This is a genomic window from Pseudomonas viridiflava (genome assembly GCF_001642795.1).
Lineage (GTDB): Bacteria > Pseudomonadota > Gammaproteobacteria > Pseudomonadales > Pseudomonadaceae > Aquipseudomonas > Aquipseudomonas viridiflava.
Genome location: NZ_LKEH01000021.1, coordinates 58,063 through 84,240, shown reverse-complemented (window position 1 = coordinate 84,240; position 26,178 = coordinate 58,063). Strand labels below are relative to the sequence as shown.

Genomic DNA, 26,178 nt, shown 5'->3' with positions numbered 1-26,178 from the left:
GCAAGCCGCCTCCCACGGGGTATGCATTCAGTCAGTCACTTTCGTTTAGGCCCCCGTTTTGCGCGTCTTGCTGACTTGTGTACAACGATGAGCGCAGAGCATGGGCAGGATCATCAGGTCGACAGCGCTGAGACGGCCAGCATGCCTGCCGCAACAATCCCGCATCCGGCAAACAACTGCTGCAACCGAGGCCCGGCCAGATAGCGCGAGATCTGCCTGCCCGCCAACAGGCCGAGCATCGCACCCAGTGCAAACGGCAGGCCTATGGTCCAGTGCATGACGCCGCTCAAGGAAGCGCTGACAACACTACCGGTCGACACGAGCGCAATCACCGCCAACGATGTCGCCATGACGCTTTTCATGTCCAGATCGGTGTAGCGCGTCAGCGCAGGCACGATCACGAAGCCGCCGCCGACGCCGAGCAGGCCGGACAGCAGTCCCGAGCCGATGCCGGTCATCGTCAGCGCGCGCAGGCATGGCATGGTCCAGCGCAATCGGCCCTGCAGCGGATTGAGTACACAGGGCAGCACGTCGGCACGCTGAGCGGGTTTGCCGTCGCGCAATTCACGCTGCGCCCTGAGCAGCATCCGCACGCATGCATACAGCAACACGGCGGAGAAGATCAGTGCCAGCGGTTCATTGGGTAGACGGTGGGCCAGCCATAGCCCTATCGGCGCCATCACGATGCCGATCCCGGCGATATAAGCCGCAGCGCGATAACGCACAATGCCTTGCCGCAAACCCAATACCGCGCCCACGCCAGCAGCCATACCCACGGCCAGCAAACCGACGGGTGCCGCCTCGACAATCGACAACCCGAGCCCGAACACCAGCAACGGCACGGCGAGAATGCCGCCGCCCGCGCCAGTCAGCGCCAGCACCGCGCCAATGATCGCGCCCAGACCCGCTCCCAGCAGTTGATGTTCATCCATGTCTGGCAGCGGCCTTTTTCGGTTTGGCCAACCACTCGCGGCCCTTGAGCATGCCGTGCCAGTAGAGCGGCGGCAGCACCCGTTCTTTCAGCCACCAGGCCAGACGCGTTGGCTGGCGTCCGTTGAGCAGCCATTGTGGAAAACTCGGCGCGACTTTCCCGCCATACAGAAATTCGGCGAGCACAATCCTGCCTTTTTCGACCGTCAGCGGGCACGAGCCATAGCCATCGTAGGCAACCGGATCAGACAGACGCCCCATCGCCAACAGCACGTTGTGGGCAACCACGGGCGCCTGCTTTCGGGCGGCGGCCGCAGTCTTGGCGTTGCTGGTATTGGTGGCATCACCCAGGCCATGCACATTGGCAAACTGCTTATGACGGAGCGTGGCCGGATCCACGTCCACCCAACCTGCGGCGTCAGCAAGCGGGCTGTTACGAATGAAGTCCGGCGCGGTCTGAGGCGGCACGACATGCAGCATCTCGAAGCCCTGCTCGACGGTTTCACTGACGCCATCAGGCCCGGTGCGGACAAAGGTCGCGAGTTTGCCTGGCCCATCGACCGCCACCAGTTTGTGGCTGAATTGCAGGTCGATGGCATAGCGATCGACATACTCCATGAGGGCCGGAACATAATCCGCCACGCCGAACAGCACGGCTCCGGCATTGAAGAATTGCGTCTTGATCTGGTCCTGCCGACCCGCCTTGCGCCAGTGATCGCAGGACAGGTACATGGCTTTTTGCGGCGCACCCGCGCACTTGATCGGCATCGGCGGCTGGGTGAACAGCGCCCGCCCTTGCTTCAGGTTTTGAACCAGCTTCCAGGTGTAGGGCGCCAGATCGTATCGGTAGTTGGAGGTCACGCCGTTGCTGCCCAGCGTTTCGACCAGCCCGTCGATGGCGGCCCAGTCCAGCTTGATCCCAGGGCAGACCACCAGTTGCTGATAACCGACCGTGCGGCCGTCCTGCAGCGTCAGGCTGTTGAGTTGCGGTTCAAAACTCGCCACGGCGGCTTTGATCCATTGCACGCCTTCGGGAATCAGCGACGCCATGCTGCGTGCGGTGGCTTCGGGCGAGAAGATGCCCGCGCCGACCATGGTCCAGCCCGGCTGGTAATAGTGCGTGTCGGCCGGGTCGATGAGTGTGATGTTCAGTGTCTTGTCGCGGGCGAGCAGGCTTGCGGCGGTCGAGATACCGGCAGCGCCGGCCCCGACGATCAGGATCTGGCAGGAAGTGTTTGAGGCAGTCATTGCAGAAGTCCGGAAGCTGGCTGGATTCAGAGGGAATTGAGCGGGATTTTCAGGTAGCGCACGCCGTTGTCTTCAGGCTCGGGAAGGTGCCCGCAGCGCATGTTGATCTGCACTGAGGGCAGCATAAGCACCGGCATTTCCAGCGTCGCATCGCGGGCTTCGCGCATGCTGACGAAGGCGTTTTCGTCGATGCCGTCCCGCACATGAATATTGCTGGCGCGCTGTTCGGCCACGGTGGTCATGTACTTGAGCGCCCGACCGTTGGGCAGGTAGTCGTGGCACATGAACAGCAGGGTCTGCGGCGGCAGGTCCAGAAGCCTGCGGATCGATCGGTACAGCGTGCGTGCGCTGGCGCCGGGGAAGTCGCAGCGCGCAGTGCCGTAGTCGGGCATGAACAGCGTATCGCCGACGAACGCCACGGTCTGAACGCCGATCTCGACCAGGTAGCTCATGCACGCAGGCGTATGCCCCGGTGTGTGCAGCGCGCGGGCTTGCAGCGAACCAATGGAGAATGTCGCGCCGTCGTCCAGCAGCACATCGAACTGGCTGCCATCGCGGGCAAAGTCGCCCGGTGCATTGAACAGCGCGCCGAAGGTTTCCTGAACCTGGGTAATGTGCCGGCCGATTGCGATCTGCCCGGTAAGGTGTTCTTTCAGATAGGCCGCAGCGGACAGGTGATCGGCGTGCACGTGGGTTTCCAGAATCCACTGCACCGAGGCCTGCAAGGCCCGCACGCGGCCGATCATCCGGTCAGCCGACTCGGTGTGGGTACGTCCGGATTTGGGGTCGTAATCGAGCACGCTGTCGATGATTGCGCACTGTTTGCTGGGCAGGTCCATCACCAGATAACTGACGGTCCAGGTGTGGCTGTCGAACAGCGCTTCGACGTATAGCGTTTCACCGATGATCATCTTCGAATCTCCCTGACTGTAAATCGCTCATACCCGCAGTGGCAGGCAAGGCGGTTGGCAGTTTCATCAGGTATTACAAGTAGCATGCCAACCGGAGCGAGAGCAGCCTTGGATCCCTTGTTTGAAGTGCTTTCATCGGGTTGATGCAGAGCGCTGTGCGTGTCTGGTTTTCGACCTTACTGCCACTTTCTGGCAGTAAAGTGGCAGTCATTGGCAGTATCTGGCAGCTCGATCGGTTAAGCTTCACCACGCTTACCCTGCGCCCGGAACAGGAACCTTCATGACTCTCATCGCCACCGACTCGTCTGGCAGCCGCATGCAATCACTGGTGTCCTACCTTGAACACGATGCGCGTCCTACCATCGTGCTCGACACCGACTACAACATCATTGCTGCGAACACTGCCTACCAGCGTCAGTTCGGGGTCGAGGGCGTGCCGCATGTGGGCGAGAAGTGTTATCGGGTGTCGCATCAATACGCGGTGCCCTGCGATCAGGCCGGCGAGCACTGCCCCATGCGCAAGGCGCACGAAACGAAGCTGCCGGAGCGCCTTCTGCATATTCACCACACCCCGCGTGGTCCGGAGCATGTGGATGTCGAACTGCGTCCGATCCTGGGCGATCGGGGCGAAGTGATTGCCTACGTCGAGCGCCTGAGTTCGGTGGCCGTGGCCTCGGTTCAGCCTCAGCGGCATGGGCTGGTCGGTCGGTCGGCCGCGTTCAAGGAGGTCTTGGCTGCGCTGCAACGCGCCGCGCCCGCGCAGATTCCGGTACTGCTGCAGGGGGAATCCGGCACCGGCAAGGAGCTGTTCGCTCGCGCTCTGCACGCTAGCAGCTCGCGTTCCGCCGGACCACTGGTGGTCGTGGACTGCACCGGGCTGACCGAAACACTGCTGGAGAGCGAGCTGTTCGGCTATGAGAAGGGCGCATTCACTGGAGCCCTGCAACGCAAGACCGGCCTGGCCGAAGCGGCCCATGGTGGCACGCTGTTTCTCGACGAGATCGGTGAGGTGCCGTTGGCCATGCAGGTCAAACTGCTGCGGCTGATCGAGTCGGGCAGCTTCCGGCCCGTGGGCAGTCTGAGAACGGTGCATTCTGACTTCCGGCTGGTGACCGCAACCCACAAGCCGCTCAAGGACATGGTGGCCGAGGGCAGTTTCCGGCAGGACCTGTTCTATCGCATCAGTGCTTTCCCGATCCGCCTGCCCGCGTTGCGCGAGCGCACTGATGACCTGGCGCTGCTGATCGACAGTCTGTTGCAGCGCAGCTCGCCGGGGGCGGTACCGCGTATCGATACCGAAGCCATGAAGCTGCTGCGGCTGTACAGCTACCCCGGCAATATCCGTGAGCTGCGCAATATTCTCGACCGTGCCCGGTTGTTCACCGACGACGGGGTGATTCGTGTGCAGGATCTGCCCGACGAGGTCCGTGGGCATAACGAGGCGGGACGTGTGCTGCATCGCCGTCAGGACGACGGACTGGAGAAGCTCGCCCACGCGCTCAGCGTATTTCAGGGCTCACGCAGCGAGCTGGCAAAAGAGCTGGGGTTGAGCGAGCGCACCCTGTATCGACGGCTGCGCGCGCTCGGCGTGCTGAACTGAACGCTGTTATTTGAAGGTGACCACGCCGTCAGCCAGCGATTCGACCCGGGCCAGTGACTCGACGCGATAGCCCTGCGCGTCCAGCTCGGCGCGGCCGCCCTGGAACGACTTCTCGATCACGATACCCAGTCCGGCAACGGTGGCGCCCGCCTGCTTGATGATCGAAATCAGCGCCTGCGAGGCTTTGCCGTTGGCCAGGAAGTCATCGATGATCAACACATGGTCGTCGCTGCTCAGGTGGCGCGGCGAGATCGCGACAGTGCTTTCGACCTGTTTGGTGAACGAGTACACCGTGGCCGACAGCAGGTTTTCGGTCAGGGTCAGCGACTGATGCTTGCGCGCGAAGATCACCGGCACGCCCATGTTGAGGCCTGCCATGACTGCTGGCGCGATGCCCGAGGCTTCGATAGTGACGATCTTGGTGACGCCCGAGTCGGCGAACAGCCGGGCGAACTCGTCGCCAATGGCTTTCATCAGGGCCGGGTCGATCTGATGATTGAGGAACGCGTCGACCTTCAGGACCTGGTCGGACAGTACGATGCCTTCTTCGCGAATCTTCTTGTGCAGTGCTTCCACTTCGGTTCCTTGGGTGCGCCATTGCGCAATAAATGATCGATTCTTTGCCGGTCAGCGTTTCAGCATGGCGCGGATATCCGCCAGGGCCGTGTTGCCGCGTACCGCCTTGACCTCAGTCGGGGTGTCGTCGTTGCCTTCCCAGGCCAGATCGTCGGGCGGCAGCTCGTCCAGAAAACGGCTGGGCGCGCAGTCGATGATCTCGCCGTACTGCTTGCGCTTGGCGGCGAAGGTAAAGGCCAGGGTCTGGCGCGCACGGGTGATGCCCACGTAGGCCAGACGACGCTCTTCTTCGATGGTGTCGGCTTCGATGCTGGAACGGTGAGGAAGGATTTCCTCTTCCATGCCCATGATGAACACGTAGGGAAACTCCAGACCCTTGGACGCATGCAGGGTCATCATCTGCACGCCTTCGGCGCCGTCTTCCTCTTCCTGCTGACGTTCGAGCATGTCGCGCAGGACCAGCTTGCCGATGGCTTCCTCGATGGTCATGCCGCCTTCTTCGTCCTTCTCCAGCGTGTTCTTCAACGCTTCGATCAGAAACCAGACGTTGCTCATGCGGTAGTCGGCGGCTTTCTCGCTGGAGCTGTTCTGGCGCAGCCAGTTCTCGTAGTCGATATCCATGACCATGCTGCGCAGCGCGGCGATGGGGTCGTTCTGCGCGCATTGCTGGCGCACCCCATCCATCCAGCGCTTGAAGCGTTGCAGGCGGTCGGTGAAACGGCTGTCCAGATGCTCGCCCAGACCGATTTCGTCGGTGGCGGCGTACATCGAAATCTTGCGCTCGGTGGCGTAGTTGCCGAGTTTCTCCAGCGTGGTCGAGCCGATTTCCCGACGCGGTACGTTGATGACCCGCAGAAAGGCGTTGTCGTCGTCCGGGTTCACGAGCAGGCGGAAATAGGCCATCAGGTCTTTCACTTCCTGACGGCCGAAGAAACTGTTGCCGCCCGAAAGCCGATACGGAATCTGATGGTGCTGAAGTTTCAGTTCGATCAGCTTGGCCTGATAGTTACCGCGGTACAGGATCGCAAAGTCGCTGTAAGGCCGGTCGGTGCGCAGGTGCAGGGTGAGAATTTCCACGGCGACGCGCTCGGCTTCGGCGTCTTCGTTGCGGCAGCGGATGACGCGGATCTCGTCGCCGTGGCCCATTTCGGACCAGAGCTGTTTCTCGAATTCGTGCGGGTTGTTGGAAATCAGCACGTTGGCGCAGCGCAGGATGCGGCTGGTGGAGCGGTAGTTCTGCTCCAGCATCACCACTTTCAACGACGGGTAGTCGTCCTTGAGCAGCATCAGGTTTTCCGGCCGTGCGCCGCGCCAGGCATAGATCGACTGGTCGTCGTCGCCTACCACGGTGAACTGGTGGCGGGTGCCGATCAGCAATTTGACCAGCAGGTATTGGCTGGCGTTGGTGTCCTGGTATTCGTCCACCAGCAGGTAGCGGACCTTGTTCTGCCATTTTTCCAGAATGTCGGCGTGTTCCTGGAACAGCTTCACCGGCAGCAGGATCAGGTCGTCGAAGTCCACCGCGTTGTAAGCCTTGAGCGTGCGCTGATAGTGGGTGTAGACGATGGCGGCGGTCTGTTCCTTGGGGTTGCGCGAGTTTTCCAGCGCTTCGGCAGGCAGGATCAGGTCGTTTTTCCAGGCGCCGATCATGTTTTTGATTTCGTCGACGCCGTCGTCGCCCGAATACTCTTTCTGCATGATGTCGGTCATCAATGCCTTGACGTCGGTCTCGTCAAAGATCGAGAAGCCCGGCTTGTAACCCAGCCGCGTGTGCTCCTTGCGGATGACGTTGAGGCCCAGGTTGTGGAACGTCGACACCGTCAGGCCGCGTCCTTCACCCGCCCTGAGCAGCGTGCCGACCCGCTCCTTCATCTCGCGCGCAGCCTTGTTGGTAAAGGTCATGGCGACGATGTACTGGGCCTTGATGCCGCAGTTCTGGATCAGGTGCGCGATCTTGCGCGTGATCACGCTGGTTTTGCCGGAGCCTGCACCGGCGAGCACCAAAAGAGGGCCGCCGACGTAGTTCACCGCTTCCTGTTGCCGGGGATTGAGTCGGGACATGACGGTCTGAAAAGTCGCTTGCGAAAAGGTCGGGCATTTTAGCAGGCCCGCAGGTTTCATGCGGCGCTCATCGCAGAAAGGTGGTAACGGCTATCTAATTTCTGCTTTTTTGTTACATTTGCGCCGCGGCGCGAAGAGAAGTGTATTCGTCGCGTTCCCGAGAGAGCGCGACCATCGTTTTTTCCTTTGAACTTAGGAAGTTAGATTGCCTACGCCTGTCGAACCCCTGCGGTTGCTTTTGCTGACACAAGAGCCATCCTGGCAGACGCTGTTGAGCGGTTGTCTGACCGATCCGGGCCATGCGGTCACGCTGTTGCACGCTGCCGACTGGCAGACGTTCTCTACCCGTTACGGCAACGAGCGCAACACGGTGTTGTTCACCACCCCCGGCCTGCAGCCGCCTACCGGCAGTTGCACCTTGCCGATGGTAGTGCTGCTCGACGAAGAGCCGCTGGTGGGGCCGACCGGCGTCAATGACTGGCTGGTGCGCGATGCGCTGACGGATGACACCCTTCGTCGCTGCCTGCGGCATGTTCGTGAGCGCAGCCGTCTTGAAGAGAATCTGCAACGACTGGCCGGGCAGGACGTGCTGACCGGGATCGCCAATCGGCAGGGGTTTCAGGTCATGCTGGCTGCGCGACTTGCCGGTGGCGGCCAATTGGCGCTCGGGCATCTGGACCTGGACGACTTTCGCCGCGCCAACGACGCCCTGGGTTATCAGGCCGGTGACCGGCTGATTCTGCAGGTCGTGGCGCGGGTGAAGAACCAGCTTCAGGCCGGTGACCAAATCGCCCGGCTGGGAGGCGACGAATTCGCTCTGCTGATCGACACCCGTCAAGACGCCAAACGGGCGACGCAAGTGGCCGAGCGCATCACCGATGCCTTGGCCGAGCCCTACTGGATCGGCGGCGAAAGCCTGTTGCTGGGCTGCAGTCTGGGCATCGCTCATTCACAGGCCGAGGCATGCGCGGACTCGCTGATGTGGCACGCGCACATCGCCATGCGCCAGGCCAAGAGTCTCAATGGCTGCACGTTTCACCTGTTCGACGAAAGCATCAATCGCAACGCCCGCAGCCTGTCGGACCTTGAAGGCGAATTGCGCCGTGGGCTGCGCCGCGACGAGCTGGAGCTGCATTACCAGCCGCGGCTGTGTCTGGGCACTGGCCGGATTGTCGGCCTGGAAGCGCTGGTGCGCTGGCGGCACCCCGAGCGGGGGCTGCTGTCGCCCGACGAGTTCGTGCCGTTGGCCGAGCAAAGCGGGCTGATCGTGCCGCTGGGTTACTGGGTTATCTTCCGCGCGTTGAGCGACATGCAAGCGCTCCGCGAACAGGGTTTCGCGTCATTGCACATGGCCATCAACCTCTCGTTCCGGCAGTTTCAGGACAGCCAGCTGCTGGCAACCCTGAGCCGCCTTATCGCTCAGCACAACATTGACGCGCACTGGCTGGAATTCGAACTGACCGAAACCGCCGTCATGCGCCGCAGCGATCAGGTCAGACAGACCATGGACGCGCTCGGACGTCTGGGCGTGCGTTTTTCGCTGGATGACTTTGGTACGGGCTACTCGTCCTTCATGCACCTCAACAGCCTGCCGATCACGCTGCTCAAGATCGATAAGAGCTTTGTCGGCGAAATGGAAACCCGTGAGGAAAACCGCAAGCTGGTGCATGCGATGATCAATCTGGCGCACAACCTGAGTCTGGAAGTGGTTGCCGAAGGGGTCGAAACGCCTGGGCAACTGGCGCTGTTGCGCGGTTTTGCCTGCGATCAGTTGCAGGGCTATCTGATCAGCAGACCGCTGCCGATGCCGCAACTGGTCGAATGGCTGAGATCGGACGCGAGTCGCCGTGAAGCGTCCCGCAGCCCGGCGTCTTCCTGAGCGTCAGCCCATCACGGTCTCGCCGACCGGGTGCTTGCGCAGCAGTCTTGCGGTTTTCCATTCGAACGCGCCGGTGAGTGCCACGGCCGAGCAGAGCAGGCCCAGCGCCAGCCCCCACCACACGCCCGGAGCCCCGCCGTTGGCGGAAAAACCCAAGAGCCACGCGGCAGGCGCCGCAATCAGCCAATAGCAGAGCAGGCCGACCAGGAAGGTCGTGCGTGCATCCTTGAGCCCGCGAATCGCGCCCATCGCAATGGTCTGGGTACCGTCAAAGAATTCGAACCAGGCCGCGATGGCGAGCAAATGCACGGCCATGACCACAATGTCAGCGAACGCCGGGTCGTCGATGTCCAGAAACAGCCCGATGATCTGATGCGGTGCCAGCCAGAACAGCAGGCCGAACAAGAGCATCACCGTGCCGCCGAAACCGATCCCGAGACGCCCTGCGGTTCGGGCCATGAGCATGTTGCCCGCGCCGTAATGCTGGCCGATGCGCATGGTCACAGCGTAGGAAATGCCGACCGGCACCATGAAGGCCATGGACACCGTCTGCAGCGCGATCTGGTGCGCCGCCATCTGGGTGCTGCCCATCGCGCCCATGCAGAACGCAGCAAAGGTGAACAGCCCGACTTCAACGGCGTAGGTGCCGCCAATCGGCAGGCCCAGACGCCACAACTCGGCCAGATGGCTGCGTGAGAGCTTCGATAGCCCTTTGCGAATCGGATACGCCGCGTAGGCCGGATGCCGACCGATGTGCAACGCCAGCGCAAGCGCCATGCAGTTGGTCACGATGGCCGTGACCAGTCCGATGCCCATCAGGCCCAGATTGGGCAGGCCGAACCATTGATGGATCAGCACGTAGTTGAGCAGGTAATTGGCGACGGCCCCGATCAGGCTGATGGTCATCACCGGCCGCACCCGACCGAGCGCGCTGGTGAAGCCGCGCAGGGCCATGAAGCTGAGCAGTCCGGGCAGGGCCAGCGGCAGGGTGATCAAGAATTGAGCGGCCATGTGCACGTTGGCTTCAGCCTGGCCGAATTGCAGCAGGATGGGTTCCAGATTCCACAGAATCAGCGCCGCTACCAACGCCATGCCCCAGGCCAGCCAAAGTCCGGCCTGCGTCAATCGGGCCGCGCCTTCGCTGTCACCTGCGCCGTGGCGAATGGAAACCAGCGTGCCGACAGCCGCCATCACACCCACACAGAAAAACGAGATGAAGTTATAAGTGGCCGCGCCGAGACCGCCGCCAGCCAAGGCTTCAGGACCGATCTTGCCCATCATCACCGTGTCGGTGAACACCATCAGCATGTGCGCCATCTGCGAGGCGATCAGCGGCCCGGCCAGGCGCAGGATGATCCAGAGTTCTTTGAGGGCGGGCTGTTGCATGGTAACGATGCTCTACGGCGGAAGGACTGATGACCCGCTTATTGTCGGCATTCGAGGTCAAAAGCACAAAGCGATAAATCCGATGCTCAGCATGACTAAAACTCATGCGAGCGTATTTACAGTACAGTGGCTGCCTGGTCGATAAGGAAAGCCTGCATGTCTCGTCGTCTCCCTCCTCTTTATGCGCTGCGTGCATTCGAAGCTGCGGCCCGGCACACCTCGTTCACCCGTGCTGCGGAAGAATTGTCCATTACCCAGAGTGCCGTCAGCCGGCACATCCGCACGCTGGAAGAGCACTTTGCCTGCCGATTGTTTCAGCGCAACGGGCGCAACCTGCAACTGACCGAGTCGGCGAGGGCGCTGTTGCCGGGCGTGCGGGACGGCTTTCTGGCTCTGGAACGGGCATGCAGCACCCTGCAGACGGAAGAGGGCATTCTGCGCATGAAGGCGCCGTCGACCCTGACCATGCGTTGGCTGTTGGCGCGGCTCAGTCGCTTTCGTCATCTGCAGGCTGGCAATGAGGTGCAGTTGACCAGCGCCTGGATGGACATCGATGCCGTGGACTTTGCGCAGGAGCCGTTCGACTGCGCGATCCTGCTCAGCCATGGTCACTTTCCGGCGGACTGGGAGGCCACCCTACTATTCCCGGAATGGCTGATCCCGGTCGGCGCGCCGACCTTGTTGCAGGACCCGCCGTGGAACGTCGAGCGACTGGCCAACGCCGAGTTGCTGCACCCGACGCCGGATCGGCGTGACTGGCGCACCTGGCTTAACCGAATGGGGCTGGCAGACAAGGTTTCGCTCAAGGGCGGTCAGGTGTTCGACACGCTTGAGCTGGGGATGATTGCAGCGGCACGCGGCTACGGGGTGTCAATGGGCGATCTGTTGATGGTCGCGGAAGACGTTGCGCAGGCCAGATTGAGTCTGCCGTGGCGCACGGCGGTGGCGAGTGGCGAAAATTACTATCTGGTCTGGCCGCGTACGAGGCCCGGCGTAGAGCGGTTGCGGCGGTTGAGCGACTTTCTGCAGGCCGAAGTTCAGGCGATGAAACTGCCCTTAGTTGAAATTTTGCACTAATGCGCCTCGCATAGTGCGAAAATGCCATCTTTACTAATGCCCGCGCAAGAGACTCAAGTATCGATCTTGTTGGCCGAAGCATTGCCTAAGAACCGTTTGTTCAAAACGGTACAACACCTAACTAACGTTTGCTGAACGATGAGCCAAGGATCTGGCGATAATCATTCGGTCTGGAGCCTTTATGTCCAAGCCCCGCACCCGGATTGCCACGCAACTCGGTATCGCCCTGGCAGTGATCCTGGCAGTTGTCATCAGTGGTAGCACGCTTTTTGCGTTGAGATCCCTGGATGCCTCCAATCTGGTCATCCGTGAAGAGCACATGTCCAGTGAAGCAAGACTGCTCGCCGATCAGCTCAACACCTTCCACAGCACCCTGCGTGACAGTACCCAGCGTCTAAGCGGCTTGTTTGAAAAACGCTTCGCAGTCGGCCTGACCCTGCAGGCCGACAAACCGGTCACCGTGGCAGGCACTCAAACGCCCGGCCTGTTCCTGCGCGACACGGCGCTGAATAATGACTTCACCGAAGTGGACGAGTTCCGTCGGCTGACGGCCGGTGTGGCAACAATCTTCGTGCGCAGCGGCGATGACTTCATTCGTATCAGCACCTCGCTGAGCAAACAGGACGGCACGCGCGCCATCGGCACGCTGCTGGATCGCAAGGCACCTGCCTACGAGCGTCTGATGTCCGGCCAGGGCTACGTGGGCAAGGCGGTGTTGTTTGATCGCTATTACATGACCCAGTACAGCCCGGTTCGTGACAGCAGCGGCAAGATCATCGCCGCGCTGTTCGTAGGTTTCGATTACACCGACGCTCAGAAAACCCAGTTCGATGACCTGAAAAACTTCCGCATCGGTACCACGGGTTCGTTGGCCCTGCTGGACGACAAAGGCACCTGGCTCGTCCCGCCTGCCGGCATCCAGTCGCCTGAAAGCGCTGCCAAAGCGGTTGCCGATCTGGCCAGCAAGCCGGGCAAGGCCCAATTCTGGAATGACGGCACTCAAGATTTCTACAGCGTCGGCCAGCCATTCGCAGGCGGCCCCTGGACCGTCATTGCCAGCATGCCCCGCAGCGAAATCAGCGCCGTGACCTGGGACGTCGGCACGCAACTGGCCATCGGCAGTCTGCTGGCCATGCTCATTGCCGTCATCAGCGCCATCTGGCTGCTGCGCAGCAAACTGCGTCCGCTTTCCGAACTGGTCCGTCAGGCCGATGAGCTGGGCGCCGGTAATTTGAGCGTGCGCCTGAACATCACCAGCAACGACGAAATCGGTCAGTTGTCGGGCAGCTTCAACAAGATGAGCGAAGCGCTTTCCTCGATGGTGTCGCACATCCGCACCGCCGCGCAGGAAGTCAGCACCCGTGCCCACGCACTGTCCGGTATGTCCGGTGGTGCTTACGAAGGCATGGAGCAGCAGTCCGGCGAGATCACCAGCATGGCGGGCGCGGTTGAAGAGTTCAGCGCAACGTCGATGAACATTGCCGACAACATGGGCAACACCGAGCGACTGGCGCAGGAAAACGCGCAACAGACCCGCATCGGTCGTACCTCGATGGATGAAGCCTCCTCGTCGCTGCAACAGATCGCCACGTCGCTGAGCAGCACCGCGACCGTGATCGACACCCTGGGCCAGCGCTCGCAGGAAATCGGCAGCATCGTCGGCGTGATCACCTCGATTGCCGACCAGACCAACCTGCTGGCCCTCAACGCCGCCATCGAGGCTGCACGCGCCGGTGAACAGGGTCGCGGTTTCGCCGTAGTTGCCGACGAAGTCCGCAGCCTGGCCTCGCGCACCCGCAAGGCCACCGACGAAATCTCCGGCATGATCGCCAGCATCCAGCAGGAAACCGGAAACGCCATCAGCACCATGCAACAAGGCAACGTGCTGATGCAGGAAGGCCTGTCGCTCAACGCCAAAGTCGCCTCGGCCCTGGCGCAGATCGACGAACAGAGCCGCTCCGCCGGTCATCAGTTCGCCGCGATCACCACAGCCACTCAAGAGCAAAGCAGCACCGCCACCATGCTCAGCAGCAACCTGCAAAGCATCGCCATGGCCAACAGTGAACAACGCGAAGTGGTCTCCAATCTGGCCATTACCGCTGAAGAGCTGAATTCGCTGGCGGGTGAGTTGCGTAAAGAGGTTGATCGGTTTCGGTGAGGTGGGTGGGCGTTAGTCAGAAGTGATCTTGCCAGTGCTCTGCACTGGCATGTTCTTTTTAGGTACTCGTTCGACCGCTGAACGCAGGATCTAATCTGCAGACTCGAGTTGCACAGTAGGTGAAATGGCGGACGCCACCGTCGGGGTTTGTGGATGGTGATATTGCAGGGCGCTGTAAATGAACGCTCCTGAACAGATCAGCAGCATGGCAAGGGTTGCTCGATACATCCAGACGTCCCGATTTGTCTTTTGAAGCCTTTTGAGTAGATCGTCACGATAGAACTCGAGTTCATCATGCGCTCTGCGCAGGTTCTCGAGGTGGGAGGAGCATTCTGCGTAGTACTCCGAGCGGTCTTTAGAGTTATCTCTCGGCGTGAGGATAAGATCTCGAGCGGCCTTAACCTCCTTTTTGATTTCCGCATAACGGCTGATCGTTTCTGTGATGATCAGATTGCGAAAGTCATGCTGGAAAAGCTTGATGAGTTCAAGTTGGTGGGTAATGCCTGCTTCAACCGCATCGTAGATGGCTCGCTTGCAATGGTTTTCAGCCTTGCTCAACTGAGCGTCCGCCTCCACCTGACCAGAAAGGTACTGGGTCATATGATAGCCGGCATAGCGCAGCTCGTTGATGGCAGGAATTGACAGCTCCTGATTGAGATTTTCAACGAGCTTGATTTTTTCTTCAGCCAACTGGAACAAGCGGACCAATTCGTCGGTACGCGAGTGCTTCTCCAGTCCCTGCTTATCAGGAAAGGATAGATGGGTCACGGAATGGCGGTCTCAGAACGAGTGTTGAGCAAGCCTGCGCTTGCGGGCTTCAAGTTGTTCCGAGGTCATATAACGACCGCGTTGAAGATTTACATTACCGCACGCGTAGGAGCGAACAAGATCGTGGGCCACTTTCGTAGCGGCAGCCTTTGACGTTTTGGTGGGGATTGTGACAAGGGAGGGGAATAGCGCCCTTAAAAAATTATTCAACGGCATCGTATGATCCTTCATAGACGATTTTTTGAGTTCACATGCAGCACTGTACGATTGGATTCATCACAAGGCCTGTGCCTCAAGATGAAGAATTGCGCCCATATTCTATAGGCACGGTAGCCAGGGTGCCATCAGTCATTACGAGACGGGCCGTCGTCTCATTCCAGTATCAGAGCAGCTTGCAGATTTTTCACTGGCATAAAGCGGCTGTAAACGGTATCAAGCAGTATCAGGTAAAGCATAGCTTGTCATCGAAATGAAGGCTGTCGGCCGACGGTGCGTCGTAATCGCCGAGATATCCGTTTTGGCTGTCGGCCGATTCCTCACATACTGACAAGCGCAGGAGACTGGCCTGCTTTCAATTTTGTCTGTACTAGTTATTCACAGGCCGATACTGCAGCGCCTCCGCCAGATGACCGCGATTGATTGCTTCTACGTGCTCCAGGTCCGCCAGGGTCCGTGCCACTTTCAGCAGCCGATGCGCCGAGCGCAGTGACAGGGTCAAACGCTCGCAGGCGGTTTCCAGCCATGTCTCATCGACACTCGACAGCGCGCAATGCTTGCGCAGAGCCGGAAGGTCGAGGAATGCATTGGCGCAGCCCTGACGCCGATTCTGTCGGTCGCGAGCCTGTGCAACGATGGCGGCTGCACTGGCAGTAGTATCGCCAGTCTGCGGGCCGGGATTGAGCGAGGTGGTTTCGCGCGCAACCGTCAGGTGCAGATCAATGCGATCCAGCAGCGGGCCGGACAGTTTGTTGCGGTAGCGTTGTACCTGTTCGGTTGAGCAGCGGCAGCGGCCTGTCGGCTCACCCAGATAGCCACACGGGCAAGGGTTCATCGCTGCGACCAACTGAAAGCGCGCTGGAAACCGCACCCGATCCCGCGCTCGGGAAATCACGATATGGCCGGACTCCAGAGGCTCGCGCAAAACCTCCAGCACGCGCCGGTCGAACTCCGGCAACTCATCCAGAAACAAAACGCCGTGGTGAGCCAGCGTGATCTCTCCCGGCTGTGGACGACTGCCACCGCCCACCAGCGCCGGCCCCGACGCGGAGTGATGCGGTTGTCGAAAAGGACGTTGCGGCCAACTGGTCAGCGGAACCTGACTGGCGACCGATTGAATCGCCGCCACTTCCAGCGCTTCGTACTCATCCAGCGGCGGCAACAAACCGGGCAATCGGCTTGCAAGCAGCGTCTTCCCTGTACCGGGCGGGCCACTGAACAGCAGGTTATGCGCGCCGGCCGCAGCCACCACCAATGCACGCTTGGCAGCCGTCTGCCCCTGCACTTCGCTGAGGTCGGGGTAAGGCTTGGATTGATGCAGCAACCCGCTGGACTGATACGGCGCAATCGGTGTGCGCCCGTTGAAGTGCGCCACCAGCTCCAGCAGATGATTCGCTGCAATGACCCGCAAACCCGACGCCAGACACGCCTCTTCGGCATTCACCGCTGGCACGATCAACGTTCGCTCCGCCGCACGCGCTGCCAACGCTGCGGGCAGCACACCCTGGATCGGCCGAATGCCACCTGACAGCGCCAGCTCCCCCAGGCACTCGACATCCTGCAACGCCGTCAACGGCACCTGCCCGCTGGCCGCCAGCAGACCCAACGCAATGGCCAGATCAAACCGGCCGCCATCCTTGGGCAGATCAGCAGGCGCAAGATTAAGGGTGATACGCCGCGCCGGAAAATCCAGCCCGGAATTGAGAATGGCACTGCGCACCCGGTCTTTACTCTCCTTGACCGCCCCTTCGGGCAACCCGACCAGTGTCAGGGTCGGCAGGCCGTTGGCCAGATGCGCTTCGACAGTAACCGCCGGGGCTTCAACCCCGACCTGGGCACGACTATGAACAATGGCCAGCGACATGGATCATTCCTTGATATGAGCGACGGGGCGTTATCGTGCGTCATTCGAGGAGCGAGGGCAGGTGGGGAATGGATACAGGGTGTGAACGAGAATGACTGAAAGGCTTCAACTGCAATCTATCCGCTGAGCTCAACATGCGTGGTTTTCGTCGAGCCCAGCACCGCGATCACTTCATGCTTTTCAACTCAGAGAGCGCGTAACCGTCGCCACCAAGAAGCCGTCTTTCCGCCGCCCTGACGCGATTGCTCCAACAGAGTCTCCGGCATGTCCCGCACGCGAATCCACGACTCGTCCTGCCAGTTCAGCAAGCTCAACGACACACCCGGCCACTGCAGCAAGCCCAGCGTAGGACGCTGCGATTCAGGTGGCTGCTGCATGTCGCGCAAGGTCGACACAACGTGATGCTCCAGCCACTCGCGCAACGGGCCGTTGTGCGGCGCGTGATGGTAGACCAGCAGTGCATAAGCCCCCGACTCGCTCACCATCAACGTCTCCTGCGCTTCGCCGTAGCGTTCCAGCCACAAGGTCTTGCGCTGATCAGGAGCGAGCTTGCGTGCCCGGAATTCGTCGAGAAACATCCCCATGAGAATGCCCAGATCGCGAGCGCAGAACCAGGTCTGATCTTGCAGGCGTATGGCGTGCAGGTGGGCCTTGTGGCGGGTGAAGAGGGTGGGGATATGGGGCGGGCTGAGGTTTTTATCCATGAGGCAGAAATCCATTATGAAAATCGATTCCGCAACCTTTCCGTCGCCAAACGAATAGGTGGCGGCTGTGTGCAGGTTGGCGAACCGGTATGGATACCCGGCAGACCCGAAGGTCTCCCGCACACAGCTACCATAAAGCCTCGGCTTGGTCTGCCGAGGCTTGAAGGAGCAATGCTATAGGTCCATGACCGGATCGCCAAATCCGCTGGCTGAATGTTCAGCTGGTGGAGAGGTTAAATGCTTGGTTGGTAAAGTGCTGTCAGGATCGAATACGGCCTCTTTAAGGAGGAGTCCGGCAAGGCCGTAGGTAAAGTCTTTAAGGTATGCCGAGTTCATGAGATGTCACTTACCGCTGTGTTATGCAGCGCCAAAGCACTGAAAGAACACTTAGGGCGGACGTACGTAGCCAGAGCATTTCAACCTCCAGGCATCTTCACCCGAGCATACTGATCCGGACCAATCCACCCCATAAACGAACGGTTGTCGCCATCGACAAACTCAACCTTCGCCGCGCCATCCTTGAACGCCAGCACCCCAACCACATCACCCTTCACGATGTAAGCGCCACGAGTGGACCTGGCGTCCGGGGTTTTCTGCAGCCAGGCCTTGTCGGCCGTAACGGTCACCAGTCCGATCCATTTTTTGCTCGCGGTTCGGCTCAGGTCCAGTCCTGTCGAAATGTCCGGCATCAGCACGTTCATGCAGCCAGGATGTTGCTGGCCTTGTTCGACGGTCAGAACCACCCCATCGATGGACGGCTCTACGGTTCCCGGATAAACCCCATCGAGCCAGGAAGATACCGGGCTGGTTTTCCCTGACTCGACCTTGCCTTGCAGGTAGAACGCGCAACTGAACGTAGTGCCTGTACCGCGTTCTTCGGCATAAAACCCCTCGATCTGTCCTTCGGGCGTGACAGCGAGCAACAGTTGCTCGTACTTGCCGGAGCGCAGCGTCAGGCCTTCGGCGAGAGCGGGTGTGCCAATGCAGAGCGAGAGCGCTCCCGCGATCAGCCATCGGCAGGTGAAAAGTCGAGGTGTCATATTTACTTCCGGTGCCAGTGAGGGGGATTCCGTTCCTTCGATGGATTTGGAGGCTCATCGAATCTCGACTTCAAAGGCGTCCTGGGTGTCGAGACTTGTTAAACAGTCCAAAGCCCGAGACCAGCCCTTGAAAGACAGGCGAGTGTAATCCCTCGTATGGCAGATGAAACAGCTCATCCCAAGTCACGATGCGAATTTTCTGAGCACCGAAACGGTTTTCTCGTGAGATTGATGAAAAAGCGCACCTCGGCAGTTGATGCCCGGGTGCTCTTTTCTGATGTGTCCCGACAGTTCCAGCCCGTCAGGCCGGAACCGGGGCGTGTTCAGCGATCAGCCGTTCACGCTTGGCCTCTGCCCAAAAGTCGCCTGGGATAGCCACTTTCATGGACTGGGCATTGCTGGCGATTTGTCCCGGTACGCGGGAGCCGGGAATAATGGCTGAAACCAGTGGGTGGGCGGCAGCAAACTGCAGGGCGGCGGTGCGCATGTCGATACCATGACGTGCAGCGATGGCTGCGAGTTTGGCGCGGCGTTCGACGGCAAAGCGTGGCAAATCAGGTGAGAAGTTGAAGCGCTTGCCGCCGCCGAGGAAACCGTCATTGAGCGGTGTGCCAACCACTACGCTGGTGCTTTTTTTTGCCAGGGCGGGCAGCGTTCGTTCGAGCGCCTGATCGTGATCGATGATTGAGTACTGGCACGCCAGCAGGACGATGTCCGGCGTCGGATCGTCGCTTTCCACAGCGCGGACGACGGCATCGGGGCGGTTGATGCCAAAGCCCCACGCTTTGATCAGGCCCTCGTCGCGCATCTTCTCCAGTTCGCGCATGGCTCCGGTGCGAGCAATCTCGTAGGCCGCTTCCCAGCCGCCTTGCAGTTCGGTGTTGTCTGGCGACAGGTCATGAATGTAAACCACATCCAGCCGTGCGAGTCCGAGCCGTTGCAGGCTGTCCTCTACCGAGCGTCTTGCGCCTTCGGCGGTGTAGTCATAGCGGTACTCAAAAGGCGCCGGAGAGGTCCAGATCGAACTATCGCCAACCGGCTTCCCTGCTGCCTTGAGCACCCGCCCGACTTTGGTGGAGATCACGTAATCGTCGGGGTTTCGGTTGTGCAGGAAACGTCCAAGGCGATATTCGCTAAGACCGAAGCCGTAGAAAGGTGATGTATCAAACAGGCGCACTCCCGAATCCCAGGCGGACTGCAAAACGGCTGCGGCCTGTTCATCGCTGATGGGGGCGAAGATATTGCCGATCTGCGTGCCGCCCATGCCGAGGCGGTAAGGTGTCATGTAGCGAAGGTTATGCTGAGACGGGTTTATTGGAAGGGTAGAACGCGTCACTTTCCCCTTGGTCGGCATTACGCTGCCGCGTTCGCCGGATGGTGGTGCACTGCTCAATGTCTGAGCATTGGCAGTCATCGGCAGGATTGTCGCTGCCAGCGCACTGCTCGCCGAAAGCCTGAGAAAGTCGCGTCGATCCATTGCAGGCTCCTTGCTTGAGGGTCTTTGGGAACAACCAGGACCCTCAAGATAGACGAGAGCTTTTGGGCGGCGTGATCACAATCCGACTGTCTTTTTGCACAATCCTGCCGGGGCACTTGAGCGGATGGCGTGTTCTGCGCACACTGCGACTTTCCTCTTCGCAGAGTCGTCTTCATGAATCCATCCTTGACGTTTTCTGCATCCGGTCTCGATCGGAAAGGCGAGGGGCTGAGGCGACTCACTGAGCGGCTGACTGCGATAACCAGGGGTAAAGAAGTCTGTCCCAGCGTGATCAAGGGACTGACTTTTTACCGAATGGACGCGCCGGGGCTGCCGGATTATTGCGTCTACGAACCCTGTGTGGCGTTGATCGTTCAGGGCACCAAGCACACGGTTTTCGGGACCGAGGAAGTGGTGTCCGAGCCGGGCAGCTTTTTCGTGACATCCATTGATATTCCCACCACGGCCAAGGTGATACGCGCCAGCGTCGAGCGTCCCTATCTATCGATCGTCTTGAAGCTCGACATGGCGTTGCTCCACGACATCGTTCAAAGCGTTCCGGAAGTCGACAGCACTATTCCGACCCGTTGTTACGCTGCGGGAGAAGCAACGGACGAGCTGATCGATGTGTTCGGCCGCCTTGTCGCCTTGCTGGATAGGCCGCAGGAAATTGCGCTCATGGCGGATCTGGTCAAGCGAGAAGTCTGTCTTCGGCTGCTGCTCAGCGATGCGGGCTACTGGCTTCGTTGGATCGTCAGGGAAGGGTATCGCTCGCGAGGTATTGTGCGAGCCATCGACTGGCTCAAGCGAAACTACGCCGAGCCTTTGCGAATTGCCGAGCTTGCCGGGATGGCAGGTATGGCCAGTTCGACCCTGCACCACAATTTTCGGCAACTCACCGGTACCAGCCCGTTGCAGTATCAGAAGACGCTGCGCCTGCATGCCGCCCGCAGTCTGATGCTCACCGAGCGGCTGGACGCGAATACGGCAGGATTGCGGGTCGGCTATGAAAGTGTTTCGCAGTTCAGTCGCGAGTACGCCCGGCGTTTCGGGGCGCCGCCCTCACGCGATATAAGGCAGGCGCGGCAGTTTGGCGATCAGCCAGCACCTGTCTGAGGCTGATGAGTCACTCAGCCTTCTCAACCGGCCCCATCTTCTCTTCAAGCTCGGCCATCTTGGCCTCCAGCGCTTCCAGGCGGGCGCGGGTGCGGGCGAGGACGGCCATCTGGCTGTCGAACTCTTCGCGGCTGACCAGATCCAGTTTGCTGAAGCCGCTTTGCAGCAGGGTCTTGAACTGGGTTTCGAATTCGCTGCGGGGCACGGGGGTTTCGCCGTTGAAAAGGCGCGAGGCGTGGCCGCTGAGGGCGTCGAGGAAAGCTTTGGGCGCGAGCATGATGGTTTTCCTGAATCAGATGCACGGCAGTGTAGCACGCAGTGTCTATAGTCATTTCCCAAGGGTGGGAGTGCGCGCTTATGGAGCAGACGCGCGTGCACGTATGCACCACGGTTGTGCGTTCTTATTGGCTGTGCCGGGCCTTGGCGGCCTTAATGCGGCCCAACGACCTGTATTTGATGAATATTCACGAGATGGCAAGCTTTCTGCTTAGTGGCTTGTGACCCATGCACTGATGCAGTCGCTGTGACGAATGCAGTGCGGCAGGCGGAGCGGGGAAGTGTTTCGTCAGAAGCGGTTTTCTGGCGTTGGTCTGGCCCGATCAGGCGACCGACGCGTTACAAAGCCAGACACTGCGCTTAGACTTGAGTCGGGTTTGTTTTCCTGGGGCAAGTCCACCAATTCGGGAGAAAGTTTTCATGAAGCTAGTCACTGCCATCATCAAGCCGTTCAAACTGGATGACGTCCGCGAGTCGTTGTCGGAAATCGGCGTGCAGGGCATCACCGTCACTGAAGTCAAAGGCTTCGGGCGTCAGAAGGGTCACACTGAGCTGTACCGCGGTGCTGAATACGTTGTCGACTTCCTTCCAAAAGTGAAGATCGATGTTGCCATCGATGACAAGGATCTGGATCGCGTCATTGAGGCCATAACCAAGGCCGCCAACACCGGCAAGATCGGTGACGGCAAGATTTTCGTGGTCAATCTGGAACAGGCCATTCGCATCCGTACCGGCGAAACCGATACCGACGCAATTTAAGCCGCCAAACCCCAACGCCCCAGGAGAAAACAATATGACTCTGCGTCAATTCGCAGGGCTAGGAGCCCTGTTGTCCCTTGCAGTACCTGGCCTGGCCCTGGCGGCTGATCCAGTGGCCGAGCCCGTGCTCAATTCCGGCGACACAGCCTGGATGTTGACGGCCACCGCTCTGGTCCTGTTCATGACCATTCCCGGCCTCGCCCTGTTCTACGGCGGCATGGTTCGCTCGAAAAACATCCTGTCCGTGATGATGCAGTGTTTTGCCATCACCGGCCTGATCAGCATCCTGTGGGTCGTTTACGGCTACAGCATCGCGTTTGACACCACTGGTATGGAAGCTGGCGTCGTCAACTTCAATTCCTTCTTCGGCGGCATGGGTAAAGCGTTCCTGGCGGGTATCACGCCATCGAGCATTACCGGCGCTGCGGCATTGTTCCCTGAGGCGGTGTTCGTCACCTTCCAGATGACCTTTGCAATCATCACGCCTGCCCTGATCGTCGGCGCCTTCGCAGAACGCATGAAGTTCTCCGCGATGCTGATCTTCATGGGTATCTGGTTCACGCTGGTCTACGCGCCAATCGCCCACATGGTCTGGGGCGGCGTCGGTGGCCTGATGTGGGACTGGGGCGTTCTGGACTTCGCTGGCGGCACCGTCGTGCACATCAACGCCGGTGTAGCCGGTCTGGTCGCCTGTCTGGTACTGGGCAAGCGTAAAGGCTTCCCGACCACCCCGATGGCTCCGCACAACCTGGGTTACACCCTGATCGGTGCCGCGATGCTGTGGGTAGGCTGGTTCGGCTTCAACGCAGGTTCTGCTGCAGCCGCCAACGGCACTGCTGGCATGGCCATGCTGGTCACTCAGATCGCGACCGCCGCTGCTGCACTGGGCTGGATGTTCGCCGAGTGGCTGACCCACGGCAAGCCAAGCGCTCTGGGCATCGCCTCGGGTGTGGTTGCAGGTCTGGTGGCTATTACGCCAGCAGCCGGTACCGTCGGCCCGATGGGCGCATTGATCATCGGTCTGGCGGCAGGCGTGATCTGCTTCTTCTGCGCCACCAGCCTGAAACGCAAGCTGGGCTACGACGACTCCCTGGACGCATTCGGCGTGCACGGTATCGGCGGTATCGTCGGCGCGATCCTGACCGGCGTCTTCGCAGCGCCTGCGCTGGGCGGCTTCGGCACGGTGACCGACATCGGCGCTCAGGTCTGGATTCAGTTCAAAGGCGTCGCGTTCACGGTCGTTTACACAGCCATCGTGACCTTCATCATCCTCAAGGTGCTGGACGCGGTCATGGGCCTGCGTGTCACCGAAGAAGAAGAGTCCGTCGGTCTGGACCTTGCGCAACACAACGAGCGTGGCTACAACTTGTAAAAGCCGCTGCGCTGAAAAAGGAATGCCCGGTTTTGCCGGGCATTTTTTTGTCTGACGTTTGCGGATAAACCGCGGATTTCTGCTGTCACTGATGTGCCCGCGTCAATGATTTCGGCAACATGACGCAGCGCTTGTAACGTTGTCACGACAGTCTTCGTTAACTTGCAGGGAAGCCGGTTTATTGCGCGCTTTGCTTTTTTCTCAGGCGAGTTAGAATGCGCGCCGAAGGTGCGGAGAACGGTATGTGGCATCAATCCGGAATTACCTTGCGGGCCAGGCCTCGCGGGTTCCATCTGGTCACCGACGAGATACTGGCAGGCTTGCCTCAGCTGCGGGATTGTCGAGTCGGTCTGCTGCACTTGTGGCTGCAACATACCTCGGCCTCGTTGACCGTCAACGAGAATGCCGATCCGGCAGTACGTCGTGACTTCCAACGTTTTTTCAACCGGCTGGTGCCCCAGGGCGTGGCCGGACATGAACATAACGATGAAGGGCCTGATGACTTGCCCGCGCACTTCAAGTCCAGTCTGCTGGGCTGCCAGTTGCTGTTGCCGGTTACGGCGGGGCGACTGGCGCTGGGCACCTGGCAAGGCGTTTACCTGGGCGAACATCGAGATGCTGGTGGTTCTCGTAACGTCCTGGCCACTCTTCAGGGTGAATGGATATAACCGCTGGGGTCAGTGGTTATTGAATTTTTTCCGACAGCCTTAGACTCTTGGGGCTGCTGGGCTATAACTAATCTGCTTTCGCAAGTCATGAGGTACAACATGAGCGACGACGACAACGACAACGACGATCTGGTAGACGACCTGGAAGGCGAGGACGACGGCGAGGAGCTTGCCGCTGCTCCCGAAGACGACGTTGCCGAGGTGGATGATGCCGAGCCTTCGGCACCGGCTGCCAAAGGCAAGGCCAAGGCTGCAGTTTCGGTCGACGAGCTGCCCAGCGTAGAAGCCAAGAACAAGGAGCGTGATGCTCTTGCCCGTGCCATGGAAGAATTCCTGGCGCGTGGTGGCAAGGTGCAGGAAGTGGAGGCCAACGTGGTCGCCGATCCGCCCAAGAAGCCTGACAATAAATACGGCAGCCGCCCTATCTAAGGCAGCAGACGTCGTATGAGAACAAGCCCGCCGTCGCTGCGGGCTTTTTCTTGGCTGCGTTTTGAGAGGCGCCTGACTTCATGCCCAGCGGGCCAGCACTTCGGGCAATTGCGACAGGTTGTGAATTTCCGCGTCCGGCAGCCGATCGGCATCCCAGACCTTGCCTTGCGGGTTGTACCAGATCGCCCGCATGCCTGCGCGCTGAGCACCTGCGATGTCGTCACTCGGATGATCGCCGACATGCACGGCGGCACTGGCGTCCACATTGCCACGCCTCAGAGCCTCCAGGAATGGCGCCGGATCCGGTTTGCCGATGCCCAGGTCTTCTGCGCACAGCGCAAAGGAAAAGTAATCGGCCAGGCCCAGTCGGCGCACATCGGCATTGCCGTTGGTGATCACGCCGAGGGTGAAGGTTTTGGCGAGGATTTCCAGGGTCGGCTGCACGTCCGGGAAGATCTGTACCTGATGACGCCCTTTCAGGAAAACCTCGAAGCTCTGGTCGGCCAGATCCTGTGCCTCGTCCTCTTCATAACCGGCGTCTTCCAGTGCATGGAAAAGCACCCGGCGACGCAGGGCGCTGATCCTGTGCTTGAACGACGGATCGGCCTCGACGAGTCGCGAGCGGATTTCCCACAGATGCTCCACCGGCACAGAGCCAAGCCTGGGCGCGTGTTCGGCCAGCCAGTCGCGCAATAACACTTCGGCGCCAGCAATGGCAGGCGCGCAGTCCCAGAGTGTGTCGTCGAGGTCGAACGTCACCAGCTTAATCATCTACAGATCCTTTGCGTTTGGCGCGAGGGTGAGCGCTGTCATAAACAGTAGCCAAGTGCTGGAAGTCCAGGTGGGTATATATCTGCGTGGTCTTGATGTCTGCGTGGCCCAGCAGCTCTTGCACGGCACGCAGGTCCTGTGAAGACTCAAGCAGGTGGCTGGCGAAGGAGTGGCGCAGCATGTGCGGATGCAGGTTCTGTCCCAGCTCACGTTCGCCGAAGGCCTTGACCCGGCTTTGCACGGCACGAGGCCCCAGACGCGTGCCTCTGTGGCTGATGAACACGGCGTCGTCCTGCGGATTGGCCAGTGCACGCAACGGAAGCCAGGCTTCCAGCGCCTGACGGGCCTTGCTGCCTACAGGCAGCACGCGAGTCTTGCTGCCCTTGCCCAGCACCTGCACCAGACCGTCGCGAAGGTCCAGCTGATCCAGATTCAGTCCCGTCAGTTCCGACAGGCGCAGGCCCGAGGAATACAGCAGTTCCAGAATGGCCTGATCGCGACGGGCCAGAAAGTCATCTTCGACCGCGCCGTCCAGCAGCTGCGAGGTTCGGTCGGTGTCCAGCGTCTTGGGCAGGCGGCGCTCGCCCTTGGGTGGCGACAGGCCGTTTGCCGGATCGTGCTGGCACACGCCTTCGCGGTTCAAGTACTTGTAGAAACCACGCACGGCGGAAAGCATGCGTGCGAGGCTGCGCGAGGACTGCCCCTGCTGGTGCTGGCGGGCCGTGAAGCTGCGCAGGTGCTGAATGTCCAGTGCGGTCCAGCTGGGCAGCTGGTTTTTCTTGCAGAACGCCAGCACCTTGTCCAGATCGCGTCGATAGGCTTCCAGCGTGTGGGGCGACACCTGCCGCTCACTGCGCAGGTGCATGCAGTAGGCGTCCAGATGCTGTTCCAT

The 26,178-nt window shown here is 60.2% G+C and carries 23 protein-coding genes; 9 read left to right on the top strand and 14 right to left on the bottom strand.

The window, feature by feature from the left end:
* Window positions 1-113 precede the first annotated feature (113 nt).
* Genes AO065_RS08455 through AO065_RS08445 form a run of 3 tightly spaced genes read right to left on the bottom strand, consistent with a single transcriptional unit; the run spans window position 114 to window position 3,089 of the window.
* Complete coding sequence (locus AO065_RS08455) at window positions 114-932, bottom strand: sulfite exporter TauE/SafE family protein (RefSeq protein ID WP_004887436.1); 819 nt, start codon at window positions 930-932, stop codon at window positions 114-116.
* Window positions 925-2,178: an NAD(P)/FAD-dependent oxidoreductase gene (locus tag AO065_RS08450; protein WP_004887434.1), complete on the bottom strand. Its 1,254-nt coding sequence runs from the start codon at window positions 2,176-2,178 to the stop codon at window positions 925-927. The genes AO065_RS08455 and AO065_RS08450 overlap by 8 nt, the downstream gene beginning before the upstream one ends.
* A 26-nt stretch (window positions 2,179-2,204) precedes the next feature.
* Entirely contained in the window at window positions 2,205-3,089 is an 885-nt protein-coding gene (locus AO065_RS08445; RefSeq protein ID WP_004887433.1) for an MBL fold metallo-hydrolase, read from the bottom strand.
* Window positions 3,090-3,369: 280 nt separating this feature from the next.
* Between AO065_RS08445 and AO065_RS08440 the strand changes: the two genes are divergently transcribed.
* Window positions 3,370-4,689: a sigma-54 interaction domain-containing protein gene (locus AO065_RS08440; RefSeq protein ID WP_004887431.1), complete on the top strand. Its 1,320-nt coding sequence runs from the start codon at window positions 3,370-3,372 to the stop codon at window positions 4,687-4,689.
* 6 nt (window positions 4,690-4,695) lie between these two features.
* Here the strand turns inward: AO065_RS08440 and AO065_RS08435 are convergent, their stop codons facing one another.
* Both AO065_RS08435 and rep read right to left on the bottom strand, forming a co-directional pair.
* Window positions 4,696-5,265: a xanthine phosphoribosyltransferase gene (locus AO065_RS08435; protein ID WP_004887429.1), complete on the bottom strand. Its 570-nt coding sequence runs from the start codon at window positions 5,263-5,265 to the stop codon at window positions 4,696-4,698.
* Window positions 5,266-5,316: 51 nt separating this feature from the next.
* Entirely contained in the window at window positions 5,317-7,326 is a 2,010-nt protein-coding gene (rep, locus tag AO065_RS08430; protein ID WP_004887427.1) for a DNA helicase Rep, read from the bottom strand.
* 205 nt (window positions 7,327-7,531) lie between these two features.
* On the opposite strand from rep, the gene AO065_RS08425 reads away from it, so the two are divergent.
* Window positions 7,532-9,205, top strand: a complete 1,674-nt coding sequence (locus AO065_RS08425; RefSeq protein ID WP_004887425.1) for a putative bifunctional diguanylate cyclase/phosphodiesterase — start codon at window positions 7,532-7,534, stop codon at window positions 9,203-9,205.
* Window positions 9,206-9,208: 3 nt separating this feature from the next.
* Here AO065_RS08425 and AO065_RS08420 read toward each other — a convergent pair whose 3' ends face one another.
* A complete protein-coding gene (locus tag AO065_RS08420; protein ID WP_004887423.1) occupies window positions 9,209-10,591 on the bottom strand; it encodes a NorM family multidrug efflux MATE transporter in 1,383 nt (460 codons plus the stop codon).
* Window positions 10,592-10,747: 156 nt separating this feature from the next.
* Between AO065_RS08420 and AO065_RS08415 the strand changes: the two genes are divergently transcribed.
* Both AO065_RS08415 and AO065_RS08410 read left to right on the top strand, forming a co-directional pair.
* Window positions 10,748-11,668: a LysR substrate-binding domain-containing protein gene (locus AO065_RS08415; RefSeq protein ID WP_004887422.1), complete on the top strand. Its 921-nt coding sequence runs from the start codon at window positions 10,748-10,750 to the stop codon at window positions 11,666-11,668.
* 181 nt (window positions 11,669-11,849) lie between these two features.
* Window positions 11,850-13,826: a methyl-accepting chemotaxis protein gene (locus AO065_RS08410; protein WP_004887421.1), complete on the top strand. Its 1,977-nt coding sequence runs from the start codon at window positions 11,850-11,852 to the stop codon at window positions 13,824-13,826.
* A 90-nt stretch (window positions 13,827-13,916) separates the two neighbouring features.
* Here the strand turns inward: AO065_RS08410 and AO065_RS08405 are convergent, their stop codons facing one another.
* From AO065_RS08405 to AO065_RS08385, 5 genes are all read right to left on the bottom strand, one after another.
* The gene (locus AO065_RS08405; RefSeq protein WP_004887419.1) at window positions 13,917-14,594 is read right to left on the bottom strand and encodes a hypothetical protein; all 678 of its coding nucleotides are present in this window, start codon (window positions 14,592-14,594) and stop codon (window positions 13,917-13,919) included.
* A gap of 586 nt (window positions 14,595-15,180) precedes the next feature.
* Window positions 15,181-16,674, bottom strand: a complete 1,494-nt coding sequence (locus tag AO065_RS08400) for a YifB family Mg chelatase-like AAA ATPase (protein ID WP_004887417.1) — start codon at window positions 16,672-16,674, stop codon at window positions 15,181-15,183.
* A 185-nt stretch (window positions 16,675-16,859) separates the two neighbouring features.
* A complete protein-coding gene (locus AO065_RS08395; RefSeq protein ID WP_004887414.1) occupies window positions 16,860-17,378 on the bottom strand; it encodes a BRO-N domain-containing protein in 519 nt (172 codons plus the stop codon).
* Window positions 17,379-17,794: 416 nt separating this feature from the next.
* Window positions 17,795-18,418 carry a hypothetical protein gene (locus AO065_RS08390; RefSeq protein ID WP_004887413.1) on the bottom strand — a complete coding sequence of 208 codons (624 nt, stop codon included), beginning with the start codon at window positions 18,416-18,418 and terminating at the stop codon, window positions 17,795-17,797.
* Between the two features lie 301 nt (window positions 18,419-18,719).
* The gene (locus AO065_RS08385) at window positions 18,720-19,703 is read right to left on the bottom strand and encodes an aldo/keto reductase (protein WP_080597996.1); all 984 of its coding nucleotides are present in this window, start codon (window positions 19,701-19,703) and stop codon (window positions 18,720-18,722) included.
* 366 nt (window positions 19,704-20,069) lie between these two features.
* Here AO065_RS08385 and AO065_RS08380 point away from each other — a divergent pair, with 366 nt between their 5' ends.
* Window positions 20,070-21,011, top strand: coding sequence for an AraC family transcriptional regulator (locus AO065_RS08380; RefSeq protein WP_032652353.1), 942 nt, complete (start codon window positions 20,070-20,072; stop codon window positions 21,009-21,011).
* Between the two features lie 10 nt (window positions 21,012-21,021).
* Here the strand turns inward: AO065_RS08380 and AO065_RS08375 are convergent, their stop codons facing one another.
* On the bottom strand, window positions 21,022-21,288 hold the full coding sequence (locus AO065_RS08375) for an accessory factor UbiK family protein (RefSeq protein ID WP_004887407.1): 267 nt from the start codon (window positions 21,286-21,288) through the stop codon (window positions 21,022-21,024).
* A gap of 419 nt (window positions 21,289-21,707) precedes the next feature.
* Between AO065_RS08375 and glnK the strand changes: the two genes are divergently transcribed.
* From glnK to sutA, 4 genes are all read left to right on the top strand, one after another.
* Window positions 21,708-22,046, top strand: coding sequence for a P-II family nitrogen regulator (glnK, locus tag AO065_RS08370; RefSeq protein WP_002555808.1), 339 nt, complete (start codon window positions 21,708-21,710; stop codon window positions 22,044-22,046).
* Between the two features lie 34 nt (window positions 22,047-22,080).
* On the top strand, window positions 22,081-23,418 hold the full coding sequence (locus tag AO065_RS08365; RefSeq protein WP_004887406.1) for an ammonium transporter: 1,338 nt from the start codon (window positions 22,081-22,083) through the stop codon (window positions 23,416-23,418).
* A 242-nt stretch (window positions 23,419-23,660) separates the two neighbouring features.
* The gene (locus AO065_RS08360) at window positions 23,661-24,086 is read left to right on the top strand and encodes a secondary thiamine-phosphate synthase enzyme YjbQ (protein ID WP_004887403.1); all 426 of its coding nucleotides are present in this window, start codon (window positions 23,661-23,663) and stop codon (window positions 24,084-24,086) included.
* Window positions 24,087-24,185: 99 nt separating this feature from the next.
* Entirely contained in the window at window positions 24,186-24,515 is a 330-nt protein-coding gene (gene sutA, locus AO065_RS08355; RefSeq protein WP_004887402.1) for a transcriptional regulator SutA, read from the top strand.
* Between the two features lie 78 nt (window positions 24,516-24,593).
* On the opposite strand, the gene AO065_RS08350 is transcribed toward sutA, so the two are convergent.
* Both AO065_RS08350 and xerC read right to left on the bottom strand, forming a co-directional pair.
* Window positions 24,594-25,286, bottom strand: coding sequence for an HAD family hydrolase (locus AO065_RS08350; protein WP_004887399.1), 693 nt, complete (start codon window positions 25,284-25,286; stop codon window positions 24,594-24,596).
* Window positions 25,279-26,178, bottom strand: coding sequence for a tyrosine recombinase XerC (xerC, locus tag AO065_RS08345; protein ID WP_032652342.1), 900 nt, complete (start codon window positions 26,176-26,178; stop codon window positions 25,279-25,281). Before xerC ends, AO065_RS08350 begins: the two co-directional genes overlap by 8 nt.

Bases quoted from the DNA above. Each gene is read 5' to 3' on its own strand.
- AO065_RS08385 (WP_080597996.1), bottom strand. From the start codon at position 19,703: ATGACACCTTACCGCCTCGGCATGGGCGGCACGCAGATCGGCAATATC.
- AO065_RS08410 (WP_004887421.1), top strand. From the start codon at position 11,850: ATGTCCAAGCCCCGCACCCGGATTGCCACGCAACTCGGTATCGCCCTG.
- AO065_RS08400 (WP_004887417.1), bottom strand. From the start codon at position 16,674: ATGTCGCTGGCCATTGTTCATAGTCGTGCCCAGGTCGGGGTTGAAGCC.
- AO065_RS08365 (WP_004887406.1), top strand. From the start codon at position 22,081: ATGACTCTGCGTCAATTCGCAGGGCTAGGAGCCCTGTTGTCCCTTGCA.
- AO065_RS08415 (WP_004887422.1), top strand. From the start codon at position 10,748: ATGTCTCGTCGTCTCCCTCCTCTTTATGCGCTGCGTGCATTCGAAGCT.
- rep (WP_004887427.1), bottom strand. From the start codon at position 7,326: ATGTCCCGACTCAATCCCCGGCAACAGGAAGCGGTGAACTACGTCGGC.
- AO065_RS08380 (WP_032652353.1), top strand. From the start codon at position 20,070: ATGAATCCATCCTTGACGTTTTCTGCATCCGGTCTCGATCGGAAAGGC.
- AO065_RS08390 (WP_004887413.1), bottom strand. From the start codon at position 18,418: ATGACACCTCGACTTTTCACCTGCCGATGGCTGATCGCGGGAGCGCTC.
- AO065_RS08350 (WP_004887399.1), bottom strand. From the start codon at position 25,286: ATGATTAAGCTGGTGACGTTCGACCTCGACGACACACTCTGGGACTGC.
- sutA (WP_004887402.1), top strand. From the start codon at position 24,186: ATGAGCGACGACGACAACGACAACGACGATCTGGTAGACGACCTGGAA.
- AO065_RS08450 (WP_004887434.1), bottom strand. From the start codon at position 2,178: ATGACTGCCTCAAACACTTCCTGCCAGATCCTGATCGTCGGGGCCGGC.
- glnK (WP_002555808.1), top strand. From the start codon at position 21,708: ATGAAGCTAGTCACTGCCATCATCAAGCCGTTCAAACTGGATGACGTC.
- AO065_RS08360 (WP_004887403.1), top strand. From the start codon at position 23,661: ATGTGGCATCAATCCGGAATTACCTTGCGGGCCAGGCCTCGCGGGTTC.
- AO065_RS08445 (WP_004887433.1), bottom strand. From the start codon at position 3,089: ATGATCATCGGTGAAACGCTATACGTCGAAGCGCTGTTCGACAGCCAC.
- xerC (WP_032652342.1), bottom strand. From the start codon at position 26,178: ATGGAACAGCATCTGGACGCCTACTGCATGCACCTGCGCAGTGAGCGG.
- AO065_RS08395 (WP_004887414.1), bottom strand. From the start codon at position 17,378: ATGGATAAAAACCTCAGCCCGCCCCATATCCCCACCCTCTTCACCCGC.
- AO065_RS08440 (WP_004887431.1), top strand. From the start codon at position 3,370: ATGACTCTCATCGCCACCGACTCGTCTGGCAGCCGCATGCAATCACTG.
- AO065_RS08375 (WP_004887407.1), bottom strand. From the start codon at position 21,288: ATGCTCGCGCCCAAAGCTTTCCTCGACGCCCTCAGCGGCCACGCCTCG.
- AO065_RS08420 (WP_004887423.1), bottom strand. From the start codon at position 10,591: ATGCAACAGCCCGCCCTCAAAGAACTCTGGATCATCCTGCGCCTGGCC.
- AO065_RS08455 (WP_004887436.1), bottom strand. From the start codon at position 932: ATGGATGAACATCAACTGCTGGGAGCGGGTCTGGGCGCGATCATTGGC.